At 38.4% G+C, this 18,882-nt stretch carries 19 protein-coding genes, 1 tRNA gene and 1 riboswitch; of the genes, 12 read left to right on the top strand and 8 right to left on the bottom strand.

What is annotated here, in order from left to right; genetic code table 11:
* The first annotated feature begins 215 nt into the window (after positions 1-215).
* The 8 genes from FJ218_07330 to FJ218_07365 all read left to right on the top strand — a co-directional run bounded on the left by FJ218_07330 (position 216) and on the right by FJ218_07365 (position 7,776).
* Entirely contained in the window at positions 216-788 is a 573-nt protein-coding gene (locus FJ218_07330; GenBank protein ID MBM4166709.1) for a DUF3109 family protein, read from the top strand.
* The gene (fabG, locus tag FJ218_07335; GenBank protein MBM4166710.1) at positions 778-1,527 is read left to right on the top strand and encodes a 3-oxoacyl-[acyl-carrier-protein] reductase; all 750 of its coding nucleotides are present in this window, start codon (positions 778-780) and stop codon (positions 1,525-1,527) included. Before FJ218_07330 ends, fabG begins: the two co-directional genes overlap by 11 nt.
* Before the next feature lie 82 nt (positions 1,528-1,609).
* Positions 1,610-1,843, top strand: coding sequence for an acyl carrier protein (locus FJ218_07340; GenBank protein MBM4166711.1), 234 nt, complete (start codon positions 1,610-1,612; stop codon positions 1,841-1,843).
* A gap of 72 nt (positions 1,844-1,915) precedes the next feature.
* Positions 1,916-3,187, top strand: a complete 1,272-nt coding sequence (fabF, locus tag FJ218_07345; protein ID MBM4166712.1) for a beta-ketoacyl-ACP synthase II — start codon at positions 1,916-1,918, stop codon at positions 3,185-3,187.
* Positions 3,188-3,257: 70 nt separating this feature from the next.
* Positions 3,258-3,998 (top strand): ribonuclease III, encoded by a 741-nt coding sequence (gene rnc / locus FJ218_07350; protein MBM4166713.1) that lies wholly within the window; start codon positions 3,258-3,260, stop codon positions 3,996-3,998.
* Positions 3,999-4,060: 62 nt separating this feature from the next.
* Positions 4,061-4,159: riboswitch (TPP riboswitch) on the top strand.
* Positions 4,151-6,508 (top strand): TonB-dependent receptor, encoded by a 2,358-nt coding sequence (locus FJ218_07355; GenBank protein MBM4166714.1) that lies wholly within the window; start codon positions 4,151-4,153, stop codon positions 6,506-6,508. Its footprint overlaps the riboswitch before it by 9 nt.
* Positions 6,501-7,160, top strand: a complete 660-nt coding sequence (locus tag FJ218_07360) for a thiamine diphosphokinase (protein ID MBM4166715.1) — start codon at positions 6,501-6,503, stop codon at positions 7,158-7,160. The genes FJ218_07355 and FJ218_07360 overlap by 8 nt, the downstream gene beginning before the upstream one ends.
* A gap of 43 nt (positions 7,161-7,203) precedes the next feature.
* Positions 7,204-7,776, top strand: a complete 573-nt coding sequence (locus tag FJ218_07365; protein ID MBM4166716.1) for a nicotinamide mononucleotide transporter — start codon at positions 7,204-7,206, stop codon at positions 7,774-7,776.
* A gap of 27 nt (positions 7,777-7,803) precedes the next feature.
* Here FJ218_07365 and FJ218_07370 read toward each other — a convergent pair whose 3' ends face one another.
* From FJ218_07370 to FJ218_07385, 4 genes are all read right to left on the bottom strand, one after another.
* Positions 7,804-8,271 carry a hypothetical protein gene (locus FJ218_07370; protein MBM4166717.1) on the bottom strand — a complete coding sequence of 156 codons (468 nt, stop codon included), beginning with the start codon at positions 8,269-8,271 and terminating at the stop codon, positions 7,804-7,806.
* A gap of 44 nt (positions 8,272-8,315) precedes the next feature.
* A complete protein-coding gene (locus tag FJ218_07375) occupies positions 8,316-9,047 on the bottom strand; it encodes a hypothetical protein (GenBank protein ID MBM4166718.1) in 732 nt (243 codons plus the stop codon).
* Positions 9,041-9,370 carry a DMT family protein gene (locus tag FJ218_07380; protein MBM4166719.1) on the bottom strand — a complete coding sequence of 110 codons (330 nt, stop codon included), beginning with the start codon at positions 9,368-9,370 and terminating at the stop codon, positions 9,041-9,043. The genes FJ218_07375 and FJ218_07380 overlap by 7 nt, the downstream gene beginning before the upstream one ends.
* A 157-nt stretch (positions 9,371-9,527) precedes the next feature.
* Positions 9,528-10,595 carry a class I fructose-bisphosphate aldolase gene (locus FJ218_07385; GenBank protein MBM4166720.1) on the bottom strand — a complete coding sequence of 356 codons (1,068 nt, stop codon included), beginning with the start codon at positions 10,593-10,595 and terminating at the stop codon, positions 9,528-9,530.
* Positions 10,596-10,733: 138 nt separating this feature from the next.
* On the opposite strand from FJ218_07385, the gene FJ218_07390 reads away from it, so the two are divergent.
* Positions 10,734-13,793 (top strand): choice-of-anchor D domain-containing protein, encoded by a 3,060-nt coding sequence (locus FJ218_07390; protein ID MBM4166721.1) that lies wholly within the window; start codon positions 10,734-10,736, stop codon positions 13,791-13,793.
* Between the two features lie 260 nt (positions 13,794-14,053).
* On the opposite strand, the gene FJ218_07395 is transcribed toward FJ218_07390, so the two are convergent.
* The 4 genes from FJ218_07395 to FJ218_07410 all read right to left on the bottom strand — a co-directional run bounded on the left by FJ218_07395 (position 14,054) and on the right by FJ218_07410 (position 15,597).
* Positions 14,054-14,686: a DedA family protein gene (locus FJ218_07395; GenBank protein ID MBM4166722.1), complete on the bottom strand. Its 633-nt coding sequence runs from the start codon at positions 14,684-14,686 to the stop codon at positions 14,054-14,056.
* 76 nt (positions 14,687-14,762) lie between these two features.
* Positions 14,763-14,839, bottom strand: a tRNA-Met gene (locus FJ218_07400).
* 216 nt (positions 14,840-15,055) lie between these two features.
* On the bottom strand, positions 15,056-15,307 hold the full coding sequence (locus FJ218_07405) for a T9SS type A sorting domain-containing protein (GenBank protein MBM4166723.1): 252 nt from the start codon (positions 15,305-15,307) through the stop codon (positions 15,056-15,058).
* A 38-nt stretch (positions 15,308-15,345) separates the two neighbouring features.
* Complete coding sequence (locus FJ218_07410; protein ID MBM4166724.1) at positions 15,346-15,597, bottom strand: hypothetical protein; 252 nt, start codon at positions 15,595-15,597, stop codon at positions 15,346-15,348.
* 351 nt (positions 15,598-15,948) lie between these two features.
* On the opposite strand from FJ218_07410, the gene FJ218_07415 reads away from it, so the two are divergent.
* From FJ218_07415 to FJ218_07425, 3 genes are all read left to right on the top strand, one after another.
* Positions 15,949-18,081, top strand: coding sequence for a hypothetical protein (locus FJ218_07415; GenBank protein ID MBM4166725.1), 2,133 nt, complete (start codon positions 15,949-15,951; stop codon positions 18,079-18,081).
* A 23-nt stretch (positions 18,082-18,104) separates the two neighbouring features.
* The gene (locus FJ218_07420) at positions 18,105-18,638 is read left to right on the top strand and encodes a hypothetical protein (GenBank protein ID MBM4166726.1); all 534 of its coding nucleotides are present in this window, start codon (positions 18,105-18,107) and stop codon (positions 18,636-18,638) included.
* A 54-nt stretch (positions 18,639-18,692) separates the two neighbouring features.
* Positions 18,693-18,882, top strand: a 190-nt coding sequence (locus FJ218_07425) for a hypothetical protein (protein MBM4166727.1), incomplete at its 3' end; no start/stop codon positions are given.

Consider the following 18,882-nt stretch of genomic DNA (forward strand, 5'->3'; position numbering starts at 1 on the left):
AACAGAAATGAAATTCGTTTGCTTCTTGAACAACAGATTATTTCTCCCGTTCGTTGGGAAGAATCGGTGAATGCAATGATACAAGACGGAGCGAATGAATTTCTCGAAATCGGTCCGGGAAAAGTTTTGCAAGGATTAGTAAAACGAACCAATGGAAATGTCAACGTTGATGGCGTTGATAAAATCGAAGATGTTGTGAGGGTGAACGGAAAGAAATGAGCCGTTTCAATTACACAGAAAATGAATTGCAGATTGACCCGTTTTTACATTCACACGGATATAAAAATGTTGATTCACCGCTTCAATGCGATGGAAAATGTTGTTCGTATGGCGTATATGTAGATGAAGAAGAACACAAAAAAATTCTTGCAAACGCTGATTCGATAAAAAAATATTTTGACGAAACACAACCAACCAATGTTTCGCTTTGGTTTGAAAAAGAATTTATTTCCGATTCCGATTTTCCTTCCGGTAAATGTATAGGAACAGAAGTGTATAACGATAAATGTGTTTTCTTAAACAAGAACGGAAAATGCACATTGCAACAAACATCAATTACAGAAGGAAAACATCCATGGGAATTGAAACCATATTATTGCATCACATTTCCAATCGTAGTGATAAATAAAAAAATTGAATGGGACGATATGCTTGACGGAGAACGACTTTGCTGCACGGCGAGAAATGATTTCAATACAAGTTGTGCGCAAGCATGTGAACTCGAAATGAATTTTATTCTCGGAAAACATCACGAGAATGTATTAGCAACAAAACACAATGAACTTTAATCTCAGCGGAAAAGTCGCGCTTGTTACCGGCGGCTCTCGCGGAATCGGAAAAGCAATCGCACTCGCATTAGCAAGTGAAGGATGCAATGTTGCGTTCACGTACCGAAGCGCAGAATCGCAAGCGAAAGAAGTTGAACAGCAAATTATTTCTCTCGGAAGAGAAGCAAAACGTTTTCAAGCAAACGTAGCAAGTTCTTCGGAAACAAAATCAGTTGTTGATGCGGTTGTTGCGCAATTTAAACGACTTGATATTCTTGTCAACTCAGCAGGAATTACAAAAGATGGTTTGCTGATGCGAATGAAAGAAGAAGATTTTGACGACGTGATTGATACGAATTTGAAAGGCGTTTTCAATTTCACGCAATCCGCATCGAAACAAATGATGAGTCAACGCGCGGGAAAAATTATCAACATCACGAGCGTTGTTGGCGTTACAGGAAATGCCGGACAATCGAATTACGCCGCATCGAAAGCAGGAATTATCGGTTTCACAAAATCCATTGCGAAAGAACTTGCATCGCGTAGTATTCAAGTGAATGCAATCGCGCCGGGATTTATTGAAACGGAAATGACCGGCGCATTGAATGAAGAACAACGAAAAGTAATTCTCGAAAAAATTCCTGCGAAACGCATAGCAAAACCGGAAGAGATTGCGAGCGTTGTTTGTTTTCTCGCTTCTGCACATGCGGATTATATAACCGGACAAACCATTTGCGTTGATGGCGGAATGGTGATGTAATCTCTCTTCAGAAATCAATAATAATTTTTCTAATAAAATATTTTCTAACCACATATTTAATCACTAAACAATAATAAACACAATGGATATCGAAGCAAAAGTAAAAGAAATCGTAATGAATAAACTCGGCGTTGATGCCGGTCAGGTAACTGCAGCAGCATCATTTACGAATGATTTAGGGGCGGATTCGCTCGACACTGTCGAACTCGTAATGGAATTTGAAAAAGAATTCAAACTTTCTATTCCCGATGAAGACGCAGAAAAAATTTCTACTGTTGGAAGTGCGATTGATTACTTAAAATCCAAACTCCATTAAGCACGACAGATATAGAGTTATTATTCTTCTCTTTGCGAAACGGTTTATTCACATTTTTTAAAAAGAAAATTTATGGCTCTCGACAGAAAACGTAAACGTGAACGCCGAGTTGTCGTTACAGGTTTAGGTCCCGTAACATCCATCGGCATTGGCGTCGAACCATTTTGGAACGGATTACTTTCTGGAAAAAACGGTTTCGGTCCCATCTCACGTTTCGATGCAAGTGCGTATGATACTCGCATTGCCGCAGAAATAACCAACTTTGATCCGTTACAATTTATTGACCGCAAATCCATTCAACGAATGGATTTGTTCACACAATTTGCGATGGCAGCGGCAGAACTTGCGGTTCGCGACGCTGAAATAAATTTTGAACAATTCGACAGAGACAGAATCGGCGTAATATTTGGTTCTGGAATTGGAGGAATGGGTACGTATTTTAAGCAGACACAAACGGTGTTCGAACTCAAACGTCCCGATAGAATAAGTCCATTTTTTGTCCCAATGATTATTTCCGATATCGCCGCAGGATATATTTCCATTCGCTATCAGGTTAAAGGACCAAACTACGCGACAACTTCCGCATGTGCAACATCGGCGCACGCAATTGGTAATGGAATGATGCTTATTGAACGCGGTGATGCAGATGTAATGATTGTTGGCGGTTCCGAAGCGTCTATTACAGAGATGGGAGTTGGTGGATTTACTGCAATGAAAGCAATGTCCACTCGTAATGATGACCCGCAACATGCAAGTCGTCCTTTCGATAAAGAACGCGATGGCTTTGTCATCGGTGAAGGCGGAAGTGTTTTAATTATTGAAGAACTTCGGCATGCGCTCAATCGCGGAGCAAAAATTTATTGCGAACTTTCCGGAATAGGATTTACCGGTGATGCATTTCATATTACACAACCTGCACCCAACGGAGAAGGTGCAGTGCGTTCCATGAAACGTTGCATCGAAAACGCTGGACTTGAACCGACAGACATTGATTATATCAATGCTCACGGAACATCTACTCCTTTCAATGACAAAACAGAAACGCAAGCAATGAAACAAGTGTTTGGCGATTATGCATATCAGTTACTTGTAAGTTCAACAAAATCAATGACGGGACATCTACTTGGAGCCGCAGGAGCGATGGAAGCAATAGCAACGGTGCTTGCAGTAAAAAACGATGTTGTTCCGCCAACAATCAATTATGAATTCCCTGATCCCGATTGCGACTTAAATTATGTTCCCAATCAGATGCAGAAAAAAATAGTGAATGCCGCTCTTAGTAATGCATTTGGATTCGGCGGACACAATGCAACGCTTTGTTTCGAAAAATATCGGGAACAATAAGTTTTACGCTTTCCGAAATCCTTTGAAAGTAAAACACAAGCGATACGATTAGAATAGAAACGAAGGACTTGTGCTGTTCAAAAAAATTTTCCGTGTCTTCCAACAACATACGACTCCTGTTTCTCCAACAATAAATTTATTGTCGAAGAGAATTGGATATTCTATTACTCAACCACACATATTCTGCGAAGCGTTACGACATCGCTCTTCTCTGCAACTTCTCACTCCTTCGCAAATGACACATTCCAACGAACGATTGGAATTCCTCGGTGATTCCATTTTAAATTTCATCGTCGCGGAATATGTGTACCAACAACATCCGGATTGGGAAGAAGGCAAGTTGACGAAATTACGCGCATGTCTTGTCAATAAAAAAGCGCTTACCGTTCTCGCGAAACAAATTCGACTTAATGAATTGATAGAAGTAAACCCTTCGCTTCCGATTACTTCTAAAAAAGGGAATGAAACTATCATCGCCGACGGTTTCGAAGCAATTATTGCAGCAATTTATCTCGACGGCGGATACGATTGCGCAAAAAAATTTGTTCTTTCTCAACTTCATACAGCACTATCACAAGGAACGCTGGAAACAACGGATGAAAATTTTAAAAGCCAACTTCTTGAATTATCACAAGGAAAAAATTGGGGCATTCCAACATACAACGTAATTACGGAAGAAGGTCCGAACCACAACAGAACTTTTGGTGTCGAAGTAACAATCAACAATACTGTACAAGGAAATGGCATTGGAAAAAGCAAGAAAGATGCAGAACAAAACGCCGCTGAAGATGCATTGAAAAAAATTTTATAGAACGTGCAACGGAAAAATTTTTTCACCACGTTGTAAATCTCCACGAACTTCTCGTATATTTTGACGCCCGTTGGGGGTGTTCCGATGTTATCGGAACTGAGAACACACCCCAATAACCTGATCTGGATAATACTAGCGTAGGGAAACGGTGAATGCTCCTTTCATATATACCGTTTTCTCTTTACACACAATTGGGAAAACGGTTTTATTTTTTAAATTTCTTTATTTCAACTGGTTTGAATATTGTTATGAAGCATTGTTTTTTATTTTTTTTATTTCTTGAAATTTTTTGGCAAAATATTTTTGCCCAACAAGAGTACGTACAAAGCGATACAACATACGTGCTTCCTTCGGTTCTTGTAACTCCAACAACAGCAACCGAACGAGAAACACCTGCAACGTTTTCTAATATTTCCCGCAACGAAATTCAACTTCGCCATTCTCAACTCGACGTTCCAACATTACTTTCAGAACTTCCGTCCATTACGACGTATTCAGAAAACGGCAACGGCATCGGCTACAATTATCTTACGCTTCGTGGATTTGACCAGCGGCGACTTTCGATAATGATAAACGGTGTTCCACAAAACGACCCCGAAGACCATAACGTGTATTGGATTGATTTTCCTGATTTACTTGCAAGTACGGAAAATATTCAAGTGCAACGTGGCGCAGGAAGTGCGTTTTATGGTCCTCCTGCAATCGGCGGTTCTGTCAATATTACCACAACGCCATTCACTCCAAATCAAAAATTTATTGTCGAATCATCTATTGCATTACAAGAGTTTGGCGGGGAACATAAAACCAAACTCAATGCACAAAAATATTCGGTATCCTACAACTCGGGAATAATTGACAACACCTATCTTTTCTACGGAAAACTTTCTCGGATAACAAGCGATGGGTATCGCGAAAATTCGTACGCATCGTTGAATTCCTATTTCTTTGCTATTGCAAAATTCGATGAAAATATGACGACGCGTATTCATTGTTACGGAGGACCGATTGAGGATGGACTCGCATACTACGGCATTCCGAAATTTTTAAACTCGGATAAAAAACTTCGAAGAAAAAATTTAACGCGTTGGGAAAGTGTAAACAATCAACTCACATTTTCAATAGACCGTAGAAAAGAAGAAATCGAAAATTTTCATCAGCCGCATTTTGAACTCTTGAACGAATGGAAAATTTCTTCGACAACAAAATTCAGCAACACGTTCTTTTACGTGCAAGGCGATGGGTTCTTCGATTACGACGGAAGTTGGGCGGATACTTCGAAGCTGCGCATTGGGTACAATTACGGCATTCCCGCAACGCAAAATCCAACCAATACGCTCATTCGCGCTTTTGTCGGCAATAAACAAATCGGCGCGCTTCCTCGTTTGGAAATCGAGCACGAGAACGGAACACTTATTGCCGGCGCAGAACTTCGTTTCCATCGCTCGCTGCATTGGGGAAAAATAAAATCTGCGGACAACGTTCCGAACAACTTTCATTTCGATTATCGCTTTTACGAATACAACGGGGGGAAAGACATTTTCTCGCTTTATGCCCACGAACTCTATCGCGTGGATGAGAAAACAACGCTGATGGGCGATGTGCAGTTCGTGTTCAATCGTTATCGCATTACGAATGAAAAATATTTACGCAACGAAATTTCCGTTCCGTATTTTTTTGTGAACCCTCGCCTTGGCATCAATTACACTACGAGCGATGTTTCCAACGTGTATGCGTCTGTTTCCTATACCTCGCGCGAGCCGCGATTACGAAATTTATATGCGGCGGAAGATTCTTATTTCGGAGCAACGCCGCAATTTCACGCGCAAAGTATGAACAGCGGAACTGTTCAGTACGATTTTGATAAACCACTTGCCCAACCGGAACATCTTCTCAATTTTGAATACGGATTGCAATACAGAACGACTGCGTCGTATTTCAAAGTGAACTTTTATTGGATGGAATTTTTCGATGAACTCGTGAAAAGCGGGCAACTCGATATTTTCGGACAACCGGTAACGGGCAATGCAGAACGCACGCGGCATCTCGGGATGGAGTATGATTTTTCCCATCGTTTCACCGAGCAACTTTCGCTCGCGGGAAATTTTACGTTGTCGAAGAATCGCCTTGTCCGTTATTCAACTTATGAAAACTCAACGGATGAAAATAGAGTCGAAGATAAACTCGACGGAAATCCGATTGCAGGTTTTCCCGATGTTCTTGGCAACGTTCGTTTGACGTATTCCATTGAACAATTGACCGCATCGCTGCTCACGAAATACGTTGGGAGTTATTACACGGACAATTTCAAAAACGAAAAAAATAAAAACGACGAATACACCGTTTGCAATCTTGAAACACAATACTCGTTTCCCTTGAGCCGCGGAACAATAACGCTGCGAGCGGAAGTACGAAATCTTTTCAATCGTTTGTATTTTATGAACGGCGAAGGCAACGCATTTTTTCCCGCGGCTGAGAGAAACTATCTCATAGGAATTTCCATCAATTTATAGTTATTTCGTGCAATCCGTGAAAAAGAAAAAAGCGCTCATCATTGCAAACGGAATTCTACCCTCAAAAAATATTCTGAAGAAATTCGTTTCATCTGCTCATATTATTATTTGCGCCGACGGCGGAGCAAACGCGGCACGAAAACATAACATTACTCCCGATATTATCATCGGCGATTTCGATTCGATAACTTCTTCGACGAAAAAATTTTTCAGGAATGTTCCGCAACTCTCTATCGAAAATCAAAACAGTACGGATTTGGAAAAAGCTATCTGCTATTGCATAGAAAAAAAAAATTCTTCTGTTGTACTTCTTGGTGCAACCGGAACAAGAATTGACCACTCGACAGGAGCGTTAGGATGTTTTAAACGTTTTAGTCATTTTATAGAAATGCACATAGTTGATACTGTTGGAATTCTTTCTTGTATCAGAAAAAAAATTACATTCGCTGCAAAAATGAATGAAAAAATTTCTCTCATTCCTCTTGACCGTTGCGAAGGAGTTACTACAAAAAATCTCAAGTACGCATTAAAAAACGGAGTGTTGGAACTTGGAATCCGGGATGGAATTAGTAACGAAGCAGTAAACTCCAGCGTATCGCTTTCATTGAAAAAAGGAACATTGTTGCTTTATCGTTTTCATACAACGGCGTAGTATAAAAAAATTTCATTTCGTTCCCTACCGAATATATTTTTCGATGAATATTTCTGAACTTGTCGCTGTTGTTCTTGGATTGGCATCGGTCTATTTGGTCATCAGACAAAACGTTATGTGTTTTCCGTTGGGAATCATTTCTGTTGCATTGTATGTATTTATTTTTTACAACGTTCAATTATATGCGGACATGGGATTACAAGTGGCTTTTATCATTTTGCAGTTCTATGGATGGTGCCAATGGCTATATGGAGGCAAACAAAAAACGGCGTTAAAAGTTTCTTCGTCATCGTGGAAAATAAACATCGTTCTTTCAGTTATTGTTCTGTTCACAACATTTTCGCTCGGATGGATATTGCACAAAAAAACCGATGCGGCTCTTCCCTATTGGGATTCGTTTCAAACTTCTTTGAGTCTTGCAGGACAATGGATGTCTGCGCGAAAATACATCGGGAATTGGTTCGTATGGATATTGGTGAACTGCATCAGCGTGTGGATGTACTATGTTAAAGATTTGCATTTCACAATGCTACTTTACATCGTCTATCTTCTTCTCGCCGTTATTGGATGGATTGAATGGACCCGCCAAACAAAAATTGTACATACAGTTCAATGAAACAACTTTTATTATGCAATTCAAAAACTATTCTTCATCGTTTTCTCCTGTTTTCGAAGAAGATTGAAGTTCATTCCGAACACCATCAGCCCAATCGCATATTGTTTTTATATCTTCCTGAGATAATGTTGCTTCGCTGTGCAACATAAGATATTGTTCAAGCGGCATTTTCTTTTCCTCTATCTCTTCACAAATTTCCAGCAACTTATCTTCTTTTTTATTTTGCGAATACGTTCCCCATTCGGAAAAATTCAAATGTTTTCTTCCCTCGTTCACATGATTTGTCAATAAATATGTCACCGGCATAATGTTGCTGTACCATGGCCATTTCGTATCGTGGGAATGACAATCGAAACATGCGCGAGCAAGTATCGGCTGTACATATTCAGGAATGTTCATTTCGTTACCTGTGCGCTGTGGATTTGTTCTTTCTGTACGAAAGAACTGAAGAAGAAGAAATATTGCAATGATTGTAAGGAATAGTTTTTTGAACATAAATTCGTATGGTATTTTAAAAAAAAATTGTAGAATTCAATTGTTTAATTTAACAACATCCATTGACTAAGAGCGCCCCTGTTTTGAAATTGCTCACCGTTGCATTTCAGGGAATCGGCATCGCGTTGTTGTTTGGAAATGAGCATTGAATCTCTGTGAGAAATTCCGCGCGCTTGAAAGTTCAAAAAAAGTAAATCGCTCATAATAGAAAAATATGAAACAAGTTTCCATCCGATTGGTGTTTGAACGCCAACAGCAATATCAGAATCTGTTTGACTTCCAAAATGCGTTCCCAATAATTCTCCCGCTTTCACAGTATCGCCAATATATAATGTGTGAATCGTATCAATATGAAAAATTTCTATAGAAATTGCAGGGTGTTTTTTTGATTGGATTTGTAATTTTGTTCCAGCCCATTCATTATATATACGAGTAATTCTTCCGTCAAGAGGAGAAAATATTTTTACGTTCGACCAATTCACTGAATCGTGAAACTCGTAATAATGTTTCATGCTGCGGCAATCTTCAAAATCATCGGAGTAATCGTGTCCAAAACTTGAACGAAACTTAGAAATGCGATGTACTTTTTCCAGTTCACAGTAATTGACGTTGATAAATTTCGGAACTCCGTGTTTTTGAACATCAATCGTGTTACCGGAAAATTTATCAGTTTGCGCCGACGTTTCGAATGAATTCTTTCTCTTATCGTTGCAAGAACACATTAGCAAAAGACCGATAAGTACTACAAACAAAATGCTGTTAGAAATATTCACCATTTCTTAAAAACAAAAAAAACCGCGGTAATCATCAACAGAAATCCAACAACGTAATTCCATTTCAATTCTTCTTTTAAATAGTACACGGAAAAAAATGAAAACACAACGAGCGTAATAACTTCCTGAATGGTTTTGAGTTGCGCCGTCGAAAATTCTTCGCTGCCGATTCTGTTTGCAGGAACCATAAAACAATACTCGACAAATGCTATGAACCAACTGATGAAAATTACTTTCCACAACGTTACGTCTTTATATTTCAAGTGACCGTACCATGCAAACGTCATAAATACATTGGATATAGTAAGGAGTAAAATTGTTTTCATTCAACCATTGTACGTGTATATAGTCAAAAATTCGTTTTTCGCTTCATAAAAAAATTTCCACCGTCAAACAAAAATCAAATTCCAAACGACAAACCAATAGTTTGAAATTCGTCATTTGGAATTGATGTGATAATGAGATTCTGTTCGTTGAAATTTCTTACGCTACCGTAACTTCTTTACACAAGTACACATCCTGAATTGCATTCAAAATCTTTACTCCTTCGCTCATCTGTTTTTGAAATGCTTTTCTTCCGGAAATCAACCCCATTCCTCCTGCGCGTTTATTGATAACAGCAGTTTTCACCGCTTCCGCAATATCATTTTTACCGGAAGGACCGCCGGAGTTTATCAATCCGCAACGTCCCATATAACCGTTTGCAACTTGGTATCTGCATAAATCAATTGGATGTTCGGAAGACAATTGTTCATACATTCGCTTATCAGTTTTTCCGTACGGATTTTCTTTTGTATTCAGCATGTTGAAACCGCCGTTATTTTCCGGAAGTTTTTGTTTGACAATATCCGCTTCAATCGTTACGCCAAGATGATTCGCCTGTCCCGTTAAATCTGCGGAGACGTGATAATCTTTATCTTGCTTGAATGCTGGATTGCGCAAATAACACCACAGCACTGTTACCATTCCAAGTTCGTGCGCAAGTTGAAACGCTTGCGCTACTTCGATGATTTGTCGTTTCGATTCGGGAGAACCAAAATAAATTGTTGCGCCGACTGCAATACAACCCATATCAAATGCCTGTTTGATACTGCCAAACTTAATCTGGTCGTACGAATTCGGATACGAAAGAAATTCATTATGATTGAATTTTAAGAGAAACGGAATTTTGTGTGCATACTTTCGTGCAACAGAACCCAATACGCCAAGAGTAGAAGCAACTGCATTACAGCCGCCTTCTATAGCAAGTTTCACGATATTTTCTCCGTCAAAATAAATCGGATTTGCGGCGAAGGATGCTCCGGCACTGTGTTCAATTCCTTGGTCAACAGGAAGAATAGATAGATATCCCGTTCCTGCAAGTCTTCCCGAATGAAACATGCAATTCATATTTCGCAATACGTTGGGATTTCTGTCGGAATCTTTCCACACGCGGTCAATAAAATCACCGCCGGGAAGTTGTAGTAAATCTTTGGAAATAGTTTTGCATTGATACGCAAGTAGTGTTTCTGCATCGGCGCCGATGATTGATTGAATTTCTGAATAGTTCATAAAAAAAATTATTTCCTTTAAATGTTGAAAAAAAATTTGCGGCGTTGAAAAAAACCGCAGTGAATATAGGAAAGACAAATGAAATTATTGAACTTGTTTTTCTGAAATTTTCTCTTTTTCTCTCCATTAAAAATAAGTATGTTTTATACAGTTGTCTTCATTTTTAATTTTCTGAACATCGTTATGACTCAAATATTTTCAATCTCCTCGCTCTTCATTGTTTCTTTGTTCTTTGCGCAACAAATTTCTTCGCAAACTATTGTGAATGTCTATCAACTTCCGAACTCAACGTATTGGAATCAGGCGTATGGCATTGCGAATGATTCAAATCATCTTTTCATTTCCAGCAGCACAAGTACAACAAGTATTACCAATTACGGTTCTATTTATACGCTCGATATGAACGGGAATATTGTTGATAGCACTGCAACGACTCTCGGTTCAAGTCAAGGGCTTGCGTTTGATGGCACCAATTTTTTCTACATTCGTAGATACACTGCAACATGTTCCGTCATCAAGATTACAAAAACGGGAACAGTGATAGATTCACTTCGTTTTTCTTCTAAATATATTGGAGGAATTACGTGGGATGGAACTCATATTTGGATTTCCGATTATTATCCTTCAAATGGAATGTTGTATAAAATCAACTGGAGTACAAAAACAATTGTTGATAGTTTTTCGACAATCGGCGCGCAACCAACAGGACTTGCGTTCGATGGAAATTCCATTTACTACGCAATGGACAGATTCAGCACCGAACCGAATCTCAATCTCATATATGTTGTCAATCCAACAAACGGAGATACCATACGAACAATTCAAATGCCCGATAATAATCCGTTGGGGGATGTCAATCCTCGTGGCATAACAATTTCCGGAAGATTTCTTTGGCTTGTTGCAAAATCCCTTGTATATCCGACACGACAAGCATTGTATCAATACGATTTAAGCGGAAGCGGAACTCCTGCAATTCATTTACCAGTGAATGTTTTTGATGTGGGAAATGTTGCAATCGGAACATCAGGTCAAGCAAACGGAACAATTCAAAACCTCGGATTGGGAAATCTTGTTCTCGACAGTATTCAACAATTATTTTCAACCAGTTTTTCTACCAACATACAAACACCGCAAACTATTGCTCCCGGTAACAGCATCAATTTTACACTTACCTTTACGCCACAATCATTCGACCGAGACAGCGCATATTTTCGTTTGCTCAGTAATGATATCGTTCGCGGAATAAAAACAATCAAAATTTTTGGAAAGGGAATTTCTGCATTTGGTTTTATTAATGTTCCAGATTCGTTCAGTTACGGCGTAAGAAGAATAAACAGTTCAACCAAATGGAATTTAAAAATTCAAAACGCGGCAAACGACGAACTGATTGTTGATAGCGCAGCGATGATAAGTTTGACCGGAGGATTTTATTTCCACAATGTTGTGTTTCCATTTACCGTTCCTCCACTCTCTTCTGTTACTATGCGTGTATTTTATTATCCGACGAATGTTGGACAACACTCAGCAACGTTACGAATATATAACAATTCTACAAACGCACCTGAAGCAGATATTACACTTTCGGGAATGAGTGAACCGCAAAGTCTTGCAATCGCAGTTCCGTTTTGGTCGCATACGGTTGTTGACCATCCAATTTCCAACACGTTTCGACTTGTGAAAGCAGTGCGCACAATCAATGATATTTCCGGCGATGGAAAACCGGAAATCATTGTTTCAACCGAAAATTACTGGACAATGGCGCTGAATGGAAATGCAAGCGGAGAAACCGATTCCCTCTGGGCATTTACAACATACATTCATAATGCAAGCGCGGGTTCGATTGGAACTGCAGGTGATTATTCTCATCAAAAAGCACTCGAAGTTGCTTCCGACTTGAACGGCGACGGCTTTCAAGATGTCGTCATTGGAACTGGGGGCGGAAATGAACACGTATATGCAATTGATGGCAGAAACGGAAGAATAATTTGGACGTATGGAACAGACCATCCCGATAGTTTTTCGATGGGAGACTTTACAGGGGTTGATGCAAAACGCGATTTCACCGGTGATGGCATTCCCGACGTTGCTGCTGCTGCAAGCGCAACGGATGTTGGTGGAGTTGGCGGAAGAAGAAGCGCATATCTTTTCAACGGACAAACGGGCGAAATGCTATGGACTGCACCGCTGGAAGGATTTACTCACGGAATTATTTCCATCGGCGATATTGATAATGACGCTATTCCCGATGTTGTTGGAACTGTTGGCGAACCGACATACAAAGCATTTTGTTTCAGCGGCGCCAACGGTGTTATGAAATGGTCATTTTCTCCTTCTGCAACTGGAAGCGCAAAAGAGGTTCTCGAATTTCCCGTTGCAGGACAAACTCCTGATGTTATTCTTGGGGCATTCTGGGGACCGATATTTCGCCTCGATGGAGTTACGGGAACACAAATGTGGTCTCGTGCAACAAATGGCGATGGGGTAATGCAACTTGTGAGATTAAAAGACGTTACCAATGACGGCGTTGACGAAATTCTCGCTGCATTGTTAACTGGCGGCGCAATGTGTATCAACGGCGCAAACGGAAATATTGTTTGGCACAATTTTCCATCGGAAAATACGATGGGGTGTGCAAGCATTTCCGACTTGAACGGCGACGGCATTGATGAAGCAGTATTTGCAGTTCAAAATGTTGGCACATATTTTTTACGCGGTGATAATGGACAACAACTTGCACTCTTTCCAGCAACAACAACGGCTCAATCGCGGGAAATTGCCGTTGCTCCCGATTTGGATGGAAACAACAGTAACGAAATTATCATCGGGGGAAAAATCGGAAATGTAACATTGCTTTCCGGCGGACTTGATGCTCCCCAACTTGTACGTATCGAACATTCCATCCCGAAAACATTTTCCCTCAGCAACAATTATCCGAACCCGTTCAATCCTACTACCTCGTTTCGTTTGAACATTCCGCAACTTGCTGATGTGGAAATTTCCATCTTTAATATTTTAGGAGAGAACGTTACATCATTTTCGTATGAAAGCCTTTCCGCAGGTTCTCACGAAATTACTTGGGAAGGAAAAAACGATAATGGAGAAAATGTTGCGAGCGGCGTGTATTTGCTTCGGGTAAAAGTTAGCGATGATACAAAAAAATTATTTACTGCAACGAAACGACTGATGATGCTGAAATAAAAACATTGCCGATATACAATTAAAAACCTTCAAAGTTTGCAGGAGAGGAGACACGTCAAGTTTTTCCTCGGATTCTTCTTGGACTCAATGCAAGTCTTGGAGGTTTTTAAATATATCAAAATCGGAATGAAGCCCTTCTAAGTTCAATGGAACAATGCAATTTTTTTTTGAAATCTTATTATTTTTCCCAACTCTTGTTATAACTACTCTTTTTTTCAGAAAAAAATTATGGAGAAGTTTTTACAACGTTCTTGTCTTTGTTATTTGTCGTTTCGTTTTTTCCATTGTATCTGCACAATTTTAATAATTCCAGGAAGTAGAGAAAGAAAGACAACGACAATAATGACTTTAAAAATATGCTTGTCTATATCGGGAATAAGTTTTCCAAGAAAGAAACCAATAAGTGTCATACTCACCACCCAAAAAATTCCTCCCCAAACATTGAACGAAAAAAATTTTTGGTACTTCATTTCCGCAACACCGGCAACTACGGGGGCAAACGTGCGTGCAAACGGCATAAAACGCGCAAGCACAATGGTTATTCCGCCGTACTTTTCGTAGAACTCTTTTGTTTTCAGTAAATGTTCCTTCTTAAAAAAGCGCGAGTCTTTTCTTTGATACAATGCTCCGCCGCTTCTTTTCCCGATGTAATATCCAACGGCATCTCCAATAATCGCCGCAAGAATTACGGAAATATTCAACGTGTAAATATCGAACATTCCGCTTGCAGCAAATAAACCAGCAGTAACAAGAAGAGAATCACCCGGAAGAAAAAAACCGACGAGTAATCCGGTTTCTGCAAAAACAATTAGAATAATTGCGATGAGACCGCCCCATTGAATTATCGCTTTTACGTCAGTAAGAAAAATAAAAAAATCTTTAAGAGTTTCCATCGGTAAAAAAAAAAAGTCAAAAGCCGTTGCGTTTTGAAAACTTTTGATTTTTGAATATTAAAATGTGATGTTGATTTTGTGGGCCCTGTAGGACTTGAACCTACGACCCGCAGATTATGAGTCTGCTGCTCTAACCAACTGAGCTAAGGGCCCCCATTTCCATGGGAAAAAAATTTGCGGGGAAATATACAAAGTACTGATCCGTTGACAAAGCAAACAATGCACGATTTCCAAAAGGACGAACCTCGTACATCCTCTCATAGAAAATTTGTTAATTCAATGTCGCAGAGTTTTTCTCTGTAACAGAAAAAGCGATTCCGTGGAGACGAAATCGCTTTGAGAATTCTCTTGGATTGTTGTTCCGTTTTCTTACTTCATCAGCAACAATTTCCTCATTGCCTGAAAATTTCCTACGTGTATTTTGTAGAAATAGATTCCGCTGGTAAATCGTGATGCATCAAATCGTACAACTTTATATCCCGCATCTTTTTCATTGTTCACGAATGTTGCTACTTCTTGTCGAAGTAAATCATATACTTTTAGTATTACAAAACTATTCATGGGTAACTGATAACAAATAACGGTTACATGATTGAATGGATTCGGATAATTTTGCTTCAACGCAAAACATTTGAAATATTTTGAGTATGTAGATTATTCTACTTCGGATATTCTCTCTTCGCTACATTAAACATACTGCGTTTTCCGTATCCCGAAAAGTCTGTTTCGTCATTCACCTTTTTCAATACCTGTTCCGCAAGTTGTGTTCGTTCATCATTAGAAAATTGCGTTCGCATCTGCGTCAATGTAGTATATGCGTCGTCTTCGTATTCCACATCGCGCCGCACGAATAACATCCGAGATAGTAGCAGCGTGGAAATGCGCGTATCGGCATCGAGTTCCAAAATCAACGCGACTCAAAACGTTCTAATGTTTCAAATCCTTTTTCCCGCCATCCGTAATCGAGTGCAAGCAAAATCGTTGCGGCGCGTCTGCTGGTGCTGCCACTTCGGCAATTGGGTCGTAAAAAATTGCGGCGAAACTATAGAGAGAAAAAATATTTTGAGGAAAATGTTTTTATGTGTTTGCATTTTCAAGAGAGAGTAGTATATTCAACGAGCATTTTGTAAAAAATTTACAAGTATAATGGATTTAGCAAACATTTTTTTAGAGCATACGTTGTTTTCTATATTAGATTCAAGTTGTAAATGCAAGGTTAGGCGATTTATTGGGTAATTCAAAAATATAGAGCAGGTAATTAGATGAAGGAACTAAGAATAATCAAGCCATTGATAATAAGTTTAATACTTTTAATTGGTCTACCGTTTTTTAGAGGTTTTGTAAATCAAGATAGTATTTCAATAGGTGCATATCAACAAAACGATAATAAAAATACCACACCGCAGAAGGGTAAAAAACCGAAAAAGAAAAGCACACCGACATCCCCACAAAAACCAACGAAAGAACTAAGAGATACTCTCACGAGAAAAAGTGAATCTGAGTTACCCTTTCAACAAGGTGAAGAGTTCAACGAGACGGATACAACTTTTTCGACCGAGGATACTGCTAAAGGAATTCAAGAGGTTAATTACTTGACGAACTGGATTTCATTGGAACATATTGGGAAAAAGGAAAGACTTTCATTAATCCAAGAAATTGTTGCAGAATCATCAAGACATGTATTAAAAAGGAAAAAACTAGATTTTAATCAAACTGAAAAACTTAATCGCCAATGGGAGTTCGATAGAAAATCACTCAATAACAAATGGCTTGACGATTTTCTTATGAAGGAGGGAAAATTTAAAGAATCTTCCGAACAACTCGATTCATTGCGTCAAGCATTTCAAGAAGCAAAAATAAAAATTAGTAACTTACAACAAGACGAAAGCAGTATACGCAAAAACATTGAACTATACGAAAAACGAATTGATAACCTTCTTTCGACAATTACCAAGTTAGACAATGAGTACGAAAGTAGATTAGCCAAAATTTCCTATAGCATCTGTATAATTAGTAGAGTTAAAATAGAACAAGATGAACCAATAGATTCTTTAAGAATTTTATTACAAAATGCAGCGATTGAAAAAGCGATAAAGGAAATAAAAGGTGTTGAGGTGCAAAAAATGACAATTATAAACAAAGATTCAATTATTAGCAATATAATTTCAAAAAAAGAACAGGCATTAACGCGTATTAGTGATAACTTGGAAAAATTTCAATTGATTGATGACCAAATGACGCATACTCAAATTTTTAGGATAGGAGTGTTCCCTTTTGAAAAATATGCGATTAAAAAAGCAATTATGGAAAACGAGCAATTAACCTCCTTAAATAAATACAAACAGAGTGTAGAAGTCTCTGTAGCGAAGGATGACGAAACGTTTTTTTCCCAACTTAAATTGAAAAAAGTTGAAATCAAATTTATTCAATCTCAACATCAATCAGTTATTGATAATAATAGAAAAGTCGAGGAAAGAATTGTTATGTACAAGAAAGATTATGATCAAAAAAAACAAAAAACATTATTGAGTTTGGGACGGTTTAGAGATATAAAGGATTCTTTGAAGGTGATGCTCGAAAATAGGTCAAAGGAAATTATCAATGAAAATTTACGGACACAAGACATCGAGAAAGCAAGAACCACTTTTGATAGTGAGTATTTGTCATCCAAAACGAACTACGAGAATTTTTGGAAAAATAAAATTGAATATGTAAATAAAAATAAGCAATCTCAATTAGGAAATATTCCTACAACACAAGCAGACCATTTTAGAAAACTTGCGGAAGAAACTTATTCTGCAGAAAAGGAATTAAAAAACGATCTCTCAACATCCGTTATATTAACTGTAGGTTCAGAGAATGCTGAAACCGAAATTCGAAAAATATCAAGTAGGGAAGTAAAATATACCCCAGAAGTGATTGCTTTTAAGATTCTATATCTTACTATTGCTAACATCGAAGACGATGCATACGGCCTTTTGAACATTGCGTATAAAATTCGATGGACACCAATAGGCACACTTTTGTCAATGATTAAAGATACTCTTATTGACCCTCAACATAATAAAATTTGGCTTTATCGTCCATCAGAAGTAACAAGTCCACGATATGTAGACGAGAATCAACCTCCAGGATTTCGATTACCTACGTTACAAGAACTTACGGATTTGTCAAAACATCGTGATGAGTATTTGGATGAAAAAAATGAGGATGTATTTATTCTCTTAAAATGCGATGTAGAAGCACCGTTCCTAACAAATGAGCAAATTCAAGATGGATATAGTAATTACTATAAAGGATATGACTTTATTTCAAATTCAGAAACGAAAGAAAACGAAGTTTCTGCCGTTAACCTTTTTTGGGTAAAGGATGTAAAATTAACTTCTGATGAATAACGTCAATGATAAAACATTATTATATGATATTCTCAATTGTTTATATAATTTCATTTCTTGGATGCTCTTCCGCTGATATCGTAATCAAGAATAATGAACAAAACCAAGAACGAGTTCTGCCTGCGTTTAAAAAATTAGATTATTTTAGCAAAGAGCATCGAAGTTATTTCATTGGGCACTCGATTGGATGTAGTAAAAATAAAGAAGATGCACGCACGATTGCAGAAAATGGAGCGTTAGGCGACCTTTCCAGTGGTATTATTACGCGCATACAAGCGGTGCTTAAAGTTTATGAGGAAAAAACAGAGTATCAAGGAAGAATAATTAAAGATATAAGCAACATAGAAAAAAAACTCATCGAATTTTCAAATGTTCATTTGCCCAATTCCGTCTATACATTTGAAAACGAGGTGTGGTTAGACGAGAAACAACGACACTGTGTTTCTATGATTGCATATATCGAACGCGATGAATATTTCAATTTTTTTCTTTCGGGAGAAACAAATAAAAGTATCGAAGAATTCATCAGAGAGATAAATACATTATTAGACAATTGAAACAATTAACTTATTACCTATTTTTATGTGTCCACTAATTCTACGAAGCCAATTATGAAAAACCTCATTTCATTTACTATCATTTTTCTTGTATTTATTTTCGGCTGTAAGGAAGACCCCGATATTAACAACCCTCGGTACGACCCTTCGGTAAAACCGGTTGCAAGGTTTTTCGCCGATACCACGTTTGGGGCGTTACCCCTTCGTGTGAACTTTACTGATTCTTCTTACGGAGAAATTAAAA

It is taken from the genome of Ignavibacteria bacterium, from assembly GCA_016873775.1.
Lineage (GTDB): Bacteria > Bacteroidota > Ignavibacteria > UBA10030 > F1-140-MAGs086 > JAGXRH01.